Genomic DNA, 12,086 nt, shown 5'->3' on the forward strand with positions numbered 1-12,086 from the left:
GGTCTCCGGATCTTACAGACGGCGCGATTCATTGCGCAGATAGAGCAGCGTGAAGGCCGCCGAGATGATGAGGATGGACACGGCGACGGTCGCCGCCTGGGCAAACTGGAAATCGACAAAGGCAAGGCGGAAGGTCAGGGTCGAGAGCACCTCGGTCGCCCGGCCGGGACCGCCGCCGGTGGACAGCCAGACCAGCGGAAAGAGCTGGAAGGTCCAGATCAGGTCCAGAAGCGCGACGCCGAAGATCACCGGTTTCAGCTGCGGCAGGGTGACATGCCAGAACTTGTGCCAGAACCCGGCACCATCGATCTCGGCCGCTTCGTACAGCTCGCGCGGGACGGTCTGCAGCCCCGACAGGAAGCTCACCATGATGAAGGGATAGCCGCGCCAGGTCGAGATCAGCAGCAGCGACCACATCGCAAGGTCGGGATCGCCCAGCCAGTCAAGCGGCTCAGACGTCAGCCCCAGCCATTGCAGCATGTAGTTGATCAGCCCGAAGGGGTTGAGCAGCAGCTGCCAGTTGAGTGCCACGACGACGGCGGTGAAAATCCACGGCAGCACCAGCATCGAGCGAAAGAAGGTGCGCGCGCGCGGCGCGATGTCGGCATTGACCAGCAGCGCCAGCCCGATGCCGACGATCATGTGGCCCAGCACCGACCCGACGGTAAAGACGATGGTGTTGAACCCCGCGCTCCAGTAGCCGGGATCGGTGAGCAGCGTGGTGTAGTTGTCGAGGCCGACAAAGGTGGGGTTCCGCTCGACGATGACGTTGTCGTAGAGCGAATATTCCACCACCTTGTAAAGCGGCACCGAAAGCAGCGCCCCGAGGATCACCAGCCCCGGCAGCAGGAACAGGTAGGGCGTGCCCCGGGTGGTCATCTGGCGAATGGTTGAAGTCACGTGACTGTCCTTCTTGCAGGTCGGCCGGGCACCATGAGCGCGCCAGGCCCTGTCGGATCACTGGGGGTGGATCACCCGGCGAGGTCCATCCAGCGCGCCTGAACGGCGGCGGCGGTCTCTTCGGGGGTCTGGTCGCCGCGCAGCATGGCCTGGATTTCCTCGGTCATCACCGACCAGCTGGCCGCCGCCTTGGGCGACTGGCGCATCTCTTCGACCGGGGTGTCGCCTTCGAGGATCTCCATCTGCCGGACCAGCGACTCGTCGGCGCCCTCACGCACCGCATCCAGCGCCTTGAGGTTGCCGGGCAACGCATTGGCGGCCTTGGCGGCGCGGGCGTTGACCTCTGGCGACAGCAGGTAGTTCACGAAGGTCCAGGCTGCTTCCTTCTCGTCGCTGTCCGCGGCGATGCCGATTTCCCAGCCATGCACGCGGTAGGCGGCCTCGCCGTTCGTCGGCACCCGCACCAGCGCATAGTCCAGATCCGGGTTGCGGCTGGTGATCGAGCTGGAATGGACGCCCGGCGAGATCAGGAAACCGGTGCGCCCGGCGATGAACTCTTCAAGATCGACCCCGCCGGTGCGCGAGGCCGCGCCGGGTGCCAGTGCACCGGCGTCCTGCATCTCCATCAGGAACTGCAGCGTCGCCACCACCTTGGGGTTGTCGAAGTCGGGCGTGGTGCCGTCCATGATCCGGCCGCCATGGGCATAGAGCAGCGGCAGGAAGGTCAGGATCGGGCCATTCGACGGCGGCTGCGAGGAAAACGGCATGCCGATGCCGGAGGTGCCATCCTCGAGCGCCGAGATCGCCTTGGCCTGAGCGGCCAGCTCCTCCCAGGTGGCGGGCGGCGCGTCGAAACCGGCCCGGCGCACCAGCTCCATGTTGACGTGCATCACGAAGGGAAAGGCGTTGAGCGGCACCATCCAGGTATGACCGTCGATCTTGCCGATCGGAGCCTCGACCAGGTCAGAGGTGGCAAAGCTGTTGTCGTCGCGGGCCAGGTACGCGTCGAGCGGTGCGAGAATGCCGATGTCGAGGAATTCCTTGGTCCAGGGCATGTTGAGGCCCAGAACGTCCGATCCCACGCCGATGGCATTGTCGGTGACGATGCTCTCGCGCACCTTGCCGAAGGGCTGGGTGACCAACTTGACGGTGATGTCGGGGTGCTGCGCCTCGAAGTCGGCGACCAACTCGTCGTAAAAGCCGTCGGTGTTCTCGGCCGCGAACCATTGCAGCCATTCGATCTCGGCCGCCTGGCCGGCGATCGGCGTCAGCGCCGTTGCCGCGGCCAGAGCCCATGCGGTGAAACGTCTCTTGATCATGGTAGTCTCCTCCTTGTTGAAATGTGGAGCGCGGGTGCGCCCCGGGGGGCTCCTCACCCCTTGACGCCCCCTGCGGACAATCCGCCGACGACAAATCTCTGAACGAGCATGAACAGGATCAGCACCGGCAAGGAGCCGATCACCGAGAACGCCATCATCTCGTCCCACTTCAGGCCGAACTCGCCGACCATCATCGAAATCCCCACCGGCACGGTGCGCATGTCCATCGACCGGGTCAGCGCCAGGGCGAACAGGAACTCGTTCCAGGCCAGCAGGAAGGTGTAGACCGCGGTCGAGATGATCCCCGGCAGCGCCACCGGCAAAAGCACCCGGACCAGCACGCCCAGCGGGGTGCAGCCGTCGATGGTGGCGGCCTCGTCGAAATCCTTGGGGATGGTGTCGAGGTAGCCGTTCATCATCACGATGGAATAGGGCAGCGCGAAGGTCAGGTAGGTCAGGATCAGCCCCCAGAGCGTGTCGTAGAGCCCGAGAAAGACGATCACGCCGAAATAGGGGATCAGCAGGGTGATCGTCGGCACCATCTGGGTGGTGATGACGAACAGCTTGGCCACCCGGTCGCCGAAGAAGCGGTAGCGCGAGAAGCCGAAGGCGGCGAGCGTACCGATCACCAGCGACAATGCGGTGACGGCGAGGCCGACCAGATAGCTGTTGATCAGGAAGCTGCGGAACTTGGGGTCGGTCAGCACCTTGGCATAGCCCCCCCAATGGAAGGTGTCGGGCAACAGCCGCGGCGGCAGCGAAAAGGTTTCGGTGGTGGGTTTGAGCGAGACCGAGACCATCCAGAGGATCGGGAAGGTCATGACGAAGGTCACCGCCGCCAGCGCCGCATAGATCGCGGCCTGCCGCCAGCGACGGCGGCGCTCTTCGTTGACGGCCCGTGTGGCCTGGGCGGTTTGCGCGATATCCGACATCACAGCACCTTCAGCGTCGCGTTGTCGATGAAATCCCAGTCGAGCGCGATCCCGAGCCCCGGCCCCTGCGGCAGGTGCGCCTGACCGTCGCGGATGTCGATCGGATCCTTCAGGCCGATGGCGAACAGCTCTTCGGGCACCAGCACCTCGAAGAACTCGTTGTTGCGGATCGCGGCGGCGCAATGCAGGTTAACCAGCTCGAGCGGGTGATAGATCGCGGTGTGGATCTCGCAGTTCATGCCATGCGCCTCGGCCAGATGCGCGGTCTTCATCAGCCCGGTGATCCCGCCCGACCACGAGGCATCGGCGCGCACGATATCCACCGCCCGGGTCGCCACCAGCTCGGCCACGCCGGCGGGGTGGTTCTCGGCGGTTTCGCCGCCGACGATGGGAATGCGCAGCTGGCGCGTGAGTTCGCGCATCGAGCCGTGGCACTCGTCGAACATCGGCTCTTCGAGCCAGTAATAATTCAGCTCTTCCAGCATTTTGCCGAAGTGCAGGTTCTGCTGGAAATTGAAGTTGCTGACCGGGTCCGACATCAGCCGGAAGCCCGGGCCCACTGCCGCGCGGCAGGCACGGTGGGCCTCGAAGGCGATGTCGATATCCGCCGGCGGGTGCAGCTTGTAGGCGGCCCAGCCTTTGGCCTGAAGCGCACGGGCCTCCTCGGCATAGGCCTCGGCCGTGGGCAGGGTCAGCGAGGAGCCGTAGATCGGCACCGCATCGCGCACCGCGCCCAAGTGCTTGTAAAGCGGCAGCCCCGCCGTCTGCGCCTGCGCCAGGTGACAGGCGATGTCATAGGGCGCATAGGCATAGGCCGGGGTGAAGTTCCAGGCGCGGTTGAAGCGGCGATAGTCATGCCAGTGCTGCTCGCGGTAGTCCGGGTCGCGGCCGAGGAAGAACGGCCGCAACAGCTCGGCCGAGACCGCCCCCATCGCCAGCGCGCTGCGGCCGGCAAAACCGAAGGTCTCGATGCTCATCCCCTCGTCGGTGTCGAAGCGCATGGCGAGGAATTCGAAGTCGATCGGCTTGCCGTCCTTCAGGCTGTAGGCCTGATCGGGCTCATGGCGACAGGCGCGGATTTCGATATTGGTGAACTTCATGGGGGTCTCCTTCAGCCGGCCTGATAGACGGCATGTTCGGTCGTGTAGAAATCGAGGGTGGAGGGGCCGACGGAGCCGGTGCCGAGGCCCGACGCCTTGATGCCGACGAAGGGCATGTTGTCATCGGGCGCGGTGCCGTGGTTGAGGTGGATCATGCCGCTTTGCAGCGCGTCCATCGCGCGACGGGCAAAATCGAGCCGGTCGGTGAAAATCGCGCTGGTCAGGCCGAAGTCGGTGGCATTGGCCATCTCCAGCGCCGCATCGTCGCTCTCGAAGCGCGACAGGGTCAGCACCGGGCCAAAGATTTCCTCCTGCACCGCCGGGTTGGCGCTGTCCTCGGTGGCAATCAGCGTCGGCGCAAAGAACAGCCCCTCTGGCGCGCTCTCGGGCGACAGCCGCTGGCCGCCGGTCAGCACCGTCGCGCCCTCGAGCTCTGCCGAACGCACCAGATGCGTGATCCGGTCGAGCTGCGCCGGCGTGGTGATCGGGCCGAGTGTGGTGGCAGGGTCGCGCCCCGGCCCGGCGATCAGCGCCTGCATCCGTGCGATCAGCCCGTCGCGGACGGCGTCGTAGATCTCGGAGCGGGCGATCACCCGGCTGATCGCGGTGCAGCGCTGGCCGGCGCATTGAAAGGCCGCGCCAATAATCGCATCGAGCGCCGCATCGAGATCAACGACCCGGTCGACGATGGCGGCGTTCTTGCCGCCCAGTTCCAGCGAGACCGGCACAAGGTTGCCGCCGGCGACGGCACCGATCTTGCGCCCGGTGGCGACCGAGCCGGTAAAGGAGATCGCGTCGACCTCTGCCGCGACCAGCCCGGCCGCCACCTCGCCGGCGCCGTTGACCAGACAGAGCGTGCTGTCGGGCAGCAGCCCTTGGGCCAAGCGCACCAGATGCATCGCCGCCGCCGGAGTGTATTCCGAGGGTTTCAGCACCACAGCGTTGCCCATGGCCAGCGCCGGAACCAGCTTGCGCAGCGGGGTGAGCACGGGAAAGTTCCACGGGGTGATCGCCAGCACCACCCCGCGCGGCCGGCGCTGGATGGTGTTGCTCCAGCCCGGCGCGCGGCCCGGCAGGGTCCGGCCGCCATGGGCACGGGCAAAGCCCAGCATCTGCCGCGCCTCGCGCAGCGCCTTGCCGATCTCGGCGCGGGATTCCGCCAGCGGCTTGCCCTGCTCGTCGGTCATCGCCCCGGCCAGCACCTCGGTCTCGTCCTCGATCCGTGCCAGCCAAGTGCCCAGCCGGTCGCAGCGGGCATTGACGGTGAACACAGACCAGGCTGCAAACCCCTGCCGCGCGGTGGCGAGCACCTGACGCACCTGCTCTGGCGTGGCAAAGCCGTAGCGGCCGACCACCTGCCGCGAGGCGGGATCGCGGGTCTCGAAATCCGCCGCGCCGGACCACGTGGCCGGGGCGGGCAGAACCGGGGGCTGCACCGCGCTCATGCCGGCGTTCCCGCGGCCTTGAGCCCGGCGATCAGCGCCTGCGCGCCGGCCCGCAGCATCGACTGGTCAGAGCCCCCCGGCACCACCTGCGCGCCGCGTCTCACCAGATCCTCGAGCGCCAGTCCCGGCGCCGGCAGCGCGCCAAAGACCTTGCCCGCCGCCAGCGTGCCCTCGAGCACCCGGTCAAAGGCGGTGCGGAACTCCGGCGCGTCGAACCGGCGAAACAGGCCCATGGTGGCCGAGAGGTCATTGGGGCCGACAAAGATGCCGTCGAGCCGTGGCACCGCCAGGATGGCGTCGAAATTGTCCAGCGCCTCGGGCGACTCGATCTGCATCAGCACGGTCAACGCGTCATTGGCGTGCTGATAGTAGCTCTCGGCCGCATAGCCCCAGTCGGCGGCCTGGATCGCGCCCACCGCCACGCCGCGCCGGCCCGCGCCGGGAAAGAGCGCCGCCTCGAGCACGGCTTCGGCCATTGCCGCGGTATCGACCTGCGGCACCAGAAGCGCATTGGCACCGGCGTCGAGACAGCGTTTGACACTGCCGGTGTCATGGTCCGGCAGGCGCACCATCACCGCGGTGTCATAGCCGGACAGCGCCTGCACCTGCGCCGCCAGCGCGTCGATGCCGCCGCGCCCGTGCTCGAGATCGACCAGCAGGTAATCGAGCCCGGCGCGCGCCATCAGGCAGGCCACCTCGGTCGAGCCCAGCGTCGACCAGGCCCCGGAGACCGCCCGACCCTCGGCCAACTTCTGCTTGAATTCACGCCCTTTTTTCAGGGTCCTCGGCAAGGTCTCGGTCATCGGTCTTCCTTTGATTTCGTCGAATGGGCACTGACGAGGTTGTGGGTGTGCACATGCGCCCCCGCCGCGATGTCTGAACCTGCGCGGCCGATCGGCCAGCCGCCGCGCCAGAGCGTCTCGCCGGCGGCAATGTCGCGCAGCGCGATCTTGTGAAACGCCGCGATCGCCTCGCGCGCCGTGACCTCGCCGGTCCGCGCGCCTTGCACGGTGACCTCGGCGCCCGGCGCGACCGGGGCGAGCAGGTAGGCCACCATGTCCTCGGCGGCGACGGTATGGGCCTTCGCGGCGGTCATATCGCTTCTCCGAACCGGCTGATGGATTCACCGCCCTCGCCCAGGATCTCGCCAAAGGTGAGCTGGCCCGAGGCGGTGGCTTCGATCTGCGCCAACAGCCCGGCGGCCAGCGTCTCGATGGAGGTCCCGGCCAATGCGCCGGAGGCATCGACGTCGATCTGGCCCGGCAGGCCCTGCGCGGTGGCGGCATTGGCGGTCAACTTCAGGGTTGGCGCCAGCGCGCTGCACCAGCTGTTGCCGAGGCCGGTGGTAAAGAGGATCATCTGCGCCCCGGCAGCGACGAAACCGGTCAGGCTTTCGGGCGAATAGCTGGGCGCATCCATGAAATGCAGCCCCGGCCCGGCGGGCGCTTCGGCATAGTCCAGCACCGAGCGGATCGGCCGCGTGCCGGCCTTGAGCACCGCGCCGCTGGCCTTTTCCTCGATGGTGCTGAGACCGGCCTTGATGTTGGCGGCGTTGGGGTTGGTGCCCAAAAGGTCGATCCCGGCCGCCTGCGCCAGCGCCAGCCGGCGCGAGACCGCGCGTTTCAGGGCTGCCCCCACCTTGGGGGTCTCGGCGCGCTGCGCCAGTTCGTCCTCGGTGCCCAGCCACTCGATGCTCTCGCCCAGCACCACGCTGCCACCGGCATCGACCAGCCAATCGGCGACATGGCCCAGCAGCGGGTTGGCCGCCAGCCCGGAGGACGGGTCCGACAGGCCGCATTCGAAGGCCAGGAACAGGTCGTTGACCGGGCAGGCCTGCCGCCGCTGCGCCGAGAGCTGCCGCAACAGGCCCGCCCCCTCCGCGATACCGCGCTGGCTCAGACCCTGGGCGTCATGGCCGGTGTCGTCGAGACCCAGCGCCACGAAGGGCCGCCCGTCGCGCTCGAGCACCGCGATCAGCTGATCGAGCCGGGTGCGGTCGGCACCGATCAGCAGCACCGCGCCGCAGTTCGGATGGGTCGCCAACCCGGCCAGCGTCGCAAGATGGCATCGGGCATCCCGCCCGACCATCCCCATGCCGTACATCGTGCCGGCAAAGACCGCGCCCGGCAGCGCCGCAGCGATCCGGCGGGCGGCGGCATCGGTCAGCCCGGTGGTGTTCAACACCAGCAGGTGGTTGCGGAGACCGGGGCGACCTGCGGGCCGCGGATAACCAAGGAATGTCGCAAAGCCCTCCATCATCAGACCAAGGTCCGCACGGCGGCGTCGGGGCGTGGCAAGCTGGTGTCATCACGGCAGATCATCGGGGTCCTCCGGGGCTTCAGGTGTCGCAGCTCAGTTGGGAGCTTAGCTGAGATCTTAGGAAAGATTTGACAGAGTCGAACACCTGAGTCAATTTGAAATTGTTCCCAGTCGAAAGGTGCCCTGCCCGATGGCCCGGCCTGCCCCCTGTCTTGCGCATGTCGCTGACCGCCCGCCCATGCGCCCGCGCCGCGCCCGGCCGCAAGGCGCGGTTGAAAGTGGCCCGGGCTTGCGCGTAAGGAAGGTGCGGGATGCCGGACTTCGACAACGACGCCCCTTGCAAGCCCTCAGTCCGGAGACCGACCGTGCCCAGTGAAGTGACCGCCCCGACCGACGACAGCGCCGCCCCTTCCGTCCAGCGTTCCGGCGCCTATGAGCGGTTTCTGCAATGCCTGATGCAGGGCGCCTTTCGCCCCGGCCGGCTGGTCACCCAGCGCGAGATCTGCGACGCCACCGGCTCGACCATCACCGCGGTGCGCGAGGCGCTGAAGCGGCTGGAAGGCGAAGGCGTGGTGGAGCTGATTGCCAAGAAGGGCGTGATCCTGCACGAGATCGACGCCGCCGAAGTGCGCGAGATCTACCAGCTGCGCAAGCTGGTCGAGATGCCGGCGGTGCGGGCCTATGCGGCCGATCACGACCCCGCCGAGGTGGCCGATCTGCGCCGCCGCTCGCACGAGATCATGGCAGCCTCGACCGACACGCCCGAGCAGCGCCAGGCACTGGTGCGCCGCCGGACCCAGCTCGATTGGGAGCTGCACCAGAGTTTTTTGCGCGCATTGGGCAGCGGCCTGATCGACGAGATCTTTCGCAAGCTAGAGACCAAGCAGATGCTGGTGCGGCTGCAGCTGCCGCCGCGCTACCTCAGCCATGGCGAGGCGTTCGACGAGCACCTCGAGATCCTCGATGCGGTCGGCGCGGCAGATGCCGATCTGGCCGCGCGGCTTCTCGAGGCGCATCTCGACAGGGCGCAGCAGCGGTTTCTCGACGCGATCGAATACTGAGAGTGCGGCGACCGGGCGCACAAACGCCCGGCCCGAAGCTCAGCCCAGGCTGATGCCGTTGATGACCAGGAAGATGCCGGCCGAGAGGATCGCCGCGGCGGGCACGGTGATCACCCAGGCGGCGATGATGGTCAGGAAATGCGAACGGCGCACCAGCTTGCGGCGGCGGCGCTCTTCGGGAGCCAGTTCCGGCAGGCCGGTGATCTTCTGCTTGGACTTGCGCATCCGCCGCTCGGTGTCCCATTCGCGGAAGAAGCCGACGCCAAAGACGCCGCCCACCGCGATATGGGTCGAGCTCACCGGCAGGCCCAGCCAGCTGGCCACGATCACCGTGATCGCCGCCGAGAGCGCGACGCAATAGGCGCGCATCGGGTTCAGCTTGGTGATCTGGTTGCCGACCATGCGGATCAACTTGGGCCCGAAAAGGAACAGGCCGAAGGAGATGCCGAGCGCGCCGATCACCATCACCCAGAGCGGGATCTCGATGGCTTGGGTGAAATCGCCGGTCACCGAGGCCTGCACGATCGCCGCCAGCGGCCCGACCGCGTTGGCCACGTCATTGGCGCCATGGGCAAAGCTCAGCATCGCCGCCGAGACGATCAGCGGAATACCGAACAGCACCTTGAGCGACTTGTTGCGGTTTTCCAGCCCGACCGATTGCCGGCGGATCACCGGGATCATGATCAGCCAGACCGCCACGGCGCAGCCCAGCCCGATCAGCAGCGCCATCGGCAGTTCGATCTTGACGATCTTCTTGAAGCCCTTGACCGCGAGATAGGCGGAAAAGGCCCCCGCCATGATCCCCACCAGTACCGGCACCCATTTGCGCGCCGCGGCGATCTTGTCGTCGCGGTAGATGATGTTGGACTTGATGAACCACAAGAACCCGGCCGCGATCAGCCCGCCCAGCACCGGCGAGATCACCCAACTGGCGGCAATGGCGCTCATCTGGCCCCAGCTGACGGCGGCAAAGCCCGCCGCGGCGATGCCCGCGCCCATCACCCCGCCGACCACCGAATGGGTGGTCGAGACCGGCGCACCGATCCAGGTGGCGAGGTTGACCCAGAGTGCCGAGGCCAGGAGCGCCGCCATCATCGCCGAGATGAAGGCCGCAGAGGTGCCCATGCTTTCCGGTGCGATGATGCCCTTGGCGATGGTCGAGACCACGTCGCCCCCCGCCAGCAATGCGCCGGCGCTCTCGAAGATCGCGGCGATCACGATGGCCGCGCCCATCGACATGGCATTGGCGCCGACCGCCGGCCCCATGTTGTTGGCGACGTCGTTGGCGCCGATGTTGAGCGCCATGTAGGCGCCGAAGGCGGCGGCGACCACCACGATAAAGGTGTTGTCCGCCTGACCGAAGATCAGCGCCGCGATCAGCGCCGCGAAGACCACGAACATCAGCGCGATGCCCGTCCCCATCATCGGCCGGCTGACATAGGCCGTGGCCTGTTCCAGCGTCGAAAGCCGGCCCAAGTCTCGGTCAAGGGTCTCCAGGTGGCTGGGATCCAGGTTGTTGTCGGACATGTGTCCCTCCCGTTTTGTTCCGGCGGCAATACGTGAAACCGCCACTTCGGGCAAGAAACACGTTCAGCCGCCGGAGGTTTCCCTCAGAGTGCCGGCGAACTCCCTGAGGATCTGCTGCAGGCCCGGCTCGGCCACCATCCCCGCCGCTTCGGCCGGATCGAGCCAGCGGCGGTCGCGCTCGGAGACCTCGGGGTAATCTTGGGCGAGGCTGCGCACCTCGATCGGAAACACCAGGGTCTCGACCGTCACCGGCAGGCCGCTGTTGGTGATCTTGTCATAGATGTAGGAACCGATGGGCGTCGTGGCCGGCGGGGCCCCCTGCACCCCCGCCTCTTCCCAGGCCTCGGTTGCCGCTGCCTCGCCGGCGTTCTTGCCGCGCATCAGCCAGCCCTTGGGGATGATCCAGCGCCCGGTGCCCCGGCTGGTGATCAGCAGCACCTGCACTCCCGTTTCGGCCTTGCGGTAGCACAACGCCGCGGTCTGCACCTGTCGGGGCCGCTGCAGCATCGGCAGGGCCAGCTGGCGAAAGCCCCTGAGGATCAACCGCCGCAGCCGGTGCAACGGACCACGCCCGAGTGTCTTGTCTGAGGTCACGCAAAACTCCGTACCGCCCAAAGGGAGGCCGATCCTACGCCAGCGCCGGTTTTCTTGCAAATACAACCGGCAGGAGGGGCCGCCTGCCCGTCCCTGGCGCTGAAAAACCCGGCAACCGCAGCGATCCCGTCGCCGGCGGCGGAGGCCAAGGCCATCGCGGAAAATCCGCCTGGAAGCGATATCGGACGGTGGCCCGGCGGTCTGCCAGGCCGGCGCCGTCGGACCAGCAGACTCCTGCCCCGGCACGGCCCGCAGGGAAAGTGTTTGAACCGGGGGCGGCGCGTCTGGCCCGCCCCCGGCGGCCGCCTCAGGCCGACCGGTAGAGCTTGGTCATCGAAAACTCGCGATGGCCCAGCGCCTCGGCGGCGGTGTTGCGGCCGTTGGCGGTGCGGCAGATCATCTCGATCAGCGCGTCGCCGGCCTCGTCGATGGTCTGCTCGCGGCGCAGGATGCCGGAAACATCGACGTCGACATGCTCGGCCATGGTGCGCACGGTGCGCGGGTTGGCGGTGATCTTGATCACCGGCACGATCGGGTTGCCCACCACGTTGCCCTGACCGGTCGGGAAGGTGTGGATGACAGCACCGCCCGCCGCCATCAGCGTCACGCATTCCGCCGCCGCCGAGGAGCTGTCCATGAAGTAGAGCCCATTGCCCGACTGCGGCGCCTCGGCCGGGTCGAGAATGTCGATGAACTGCGAGGTCCGGCCGATCTTCTCGAGGTTGCCGAGGGCCTTTTCCTCGATGGTGGTCAGACCGCCCTCGATATTGCCCTTGGTGGGCTGGCTGTCAGACAGGTCATCGGTCTGATGGGCAAAGATCACGTCGTCCTGATAGGCCTTCCACATCTTGTACCAGCGCTCGCCGACCTCTTCGTTGATCGCGCGTTTCTGGCAGATGTGCTCGGCGCCGGTGATCTCGGAGGTCTCGCCGAAGAAGCCGGTGATGCC

General features: G+C 67.2%; 11 protein-coding genes and 1 pseudogene. 1 reads left to right on the forward strand and 11 read right to left on the reverse strand.

Annotation, left to right across the window (positions count from 1 at the left end; all coding sequences use genetic code 11):
• Positions 1–12: 12 nt before the first annotated feature.
• The 8 genes from VOI27_RS21010 to VOI27_RS21045 form a co-directional block, all read right to left on the reverse strand.
• Positions 13–900, reverse strand: coding sequence for a sugar ABC transporter permease (locus VOI27_RS21010; RefSeq protein ID WP_323768241.1), 888 nt, complete (start codon positions 898–900; stop codon positions 13–15).
• Between the two features lie 71 nt (positions 901–971).
• Positions 972–2,219 (reverse strand): sugar ABC transporter substrate-binding protein, encoded by a 1,248-nt coding sequence (locus tag VOI27_RS21015; RefSeq protein WP_323768243.1) that lies wholly within the window; start codon positions 2,217–2,219, stop codon positions 972–974.
• A 53-nt stretch (positions 2,220–2,272) separates the two neighbouring features.
• Entirely contained in the window at positions 2,273–3,151 is an 879-nt protein-coding gene (locus VOI27_RS21020) for a carbohydrate ABC transporter permease (RefSeq protein WP_323768245.1), read from the reverse strand.
• The gene (locus VOI27_RS21025; RefSeq protein WP_323768247.1) at positions 3,151–4,251 is read right to left on the reverse strand and encodes an enolase C-terminal domain-like protein; all 1,101 of its coding nucleotides are present in this window, start codon (positions 4,249–4,251) and stop codon (positions 3,151–3,153) included. The genes VOI27_RS21020 and VOI27_RS21025 overlap by 1 nt, the downstream gene beginning before the upstream one ends.
• Positions 4,252–4,262: 11 nt before the next feature.
• Positions 4,263–5,696, reverse strand: a complete 1,434-nt coding sequence (locus VOI27_RS21030; protein ID WP_323768249.1) for an aldehyde dehydrogenase family protein — start codon at positions 5,694–5,696, stop codon at positions 4,263–4,265.
• Positions 5,693–6,499: an HpcH/HpaI aldolase family protein gene (locus VOI27_RS21035; RefSeq protein ID WP_323768251.1), complete on the reverse strand. Its 807-nt coding sequence runs from the start codon at positions 6,497–6,499 to the stop codon at positions 5,693–5,695. The genes VOI27_RS21030 and VOI27_RS21035 overlap by 4 nt, the downstream gene beginning before the upstream one ends.
• Positions 6,496–6,792 carry a UxaA family hydrolase gene (locus VOI27_RS21040; RefSeq protein WP_323768253.1) on the reverse strand — a complete coding sequence of 99 codons (297 nt, stop codon included), beginning with the start codon at positions 6,790–6,792 and terminating at the stop codon, positions 6,496–6,498. Before VOI27_RS21040 ends, VOI27_RS21035 begins: the two co-directional genes overlap by 4 nt.
• On the reverse strand, positions 6,789–7,955 hold the full coding sequence (locus tag VOI27_RS21045; RefSeq protein WP_323768255.1) for a UxaA family hydrolase: 1,167 nt from the start codon (positions 7,953–7,955) through the stop codon (positions 6,789–6,791). Before VOI27_RS21045 ends, VOI27_RS21040 begins: the two co-directional genes overlap by 4 nt.
• Positions 7,956–8,320: 365 nt before the next feature.
• Between VOI27_RS21045 and VOI27_RS21050 the strand changes: the two genes are divergently transcribed.
• Positions 8,321–9,016, forward strand: coding sequence for a GntR family transcriptional regulator (locus tag VOI27_RS21050; protein ID WP_323768257.1), 696 nt, complete (start codon positions 8,321–8,323; stop codon positions 9,014–9,016).
• Positions 9,017–9,055: 39 nt separating this feature from the next.
• On the opposite strand, the gene VOI27_RS21055 is transcribed toward VOI27_RS21050, so the two are convergent.
• The 3 genes and pseudogenes from VOI27_RS21055 to VOI27_RS21065 form a co-directional block, all read right to left on the reverse strand.
• Positions 9,056–10,543, reverse strand: coding sequence for an anion permease (locus VOI27_RS21055; protein WP_323768259.1), 1,488 nt, complete (start codon positions 10,541–10,543; stop codon positions 9,056–9,058).
• Positions 10,544–10,606: 63 nt separating this feature from the next.
• Positions 10,607–11,137, reverse strand: coding sequence for an NUDIX hydrolase (locus VOI27_RS21060; RefSeq protein WP_323768261.1), 531 nt, complete (start codon positions 11,135–11,137; stop codon positions 10,607–10,609).
• A gap of 307 nt (positions 11,138–11,444) precedes the next feature.
• Positions 11,445–12,086 (reverse strand): annotated as a pseudogene (locus VOI27_RS21065) (D-galactarate dehydratase); the annotation flags it as partial.

The sequence above is a fragment of the Marinovum sp. genome (assembly GCF_034669705.1).
Classification (GTDB): Bacteria; Pseudomonadota; Alphaproteobacteria; order Rhodobacterales; family Rhodobacteraceae; genus Marinovum.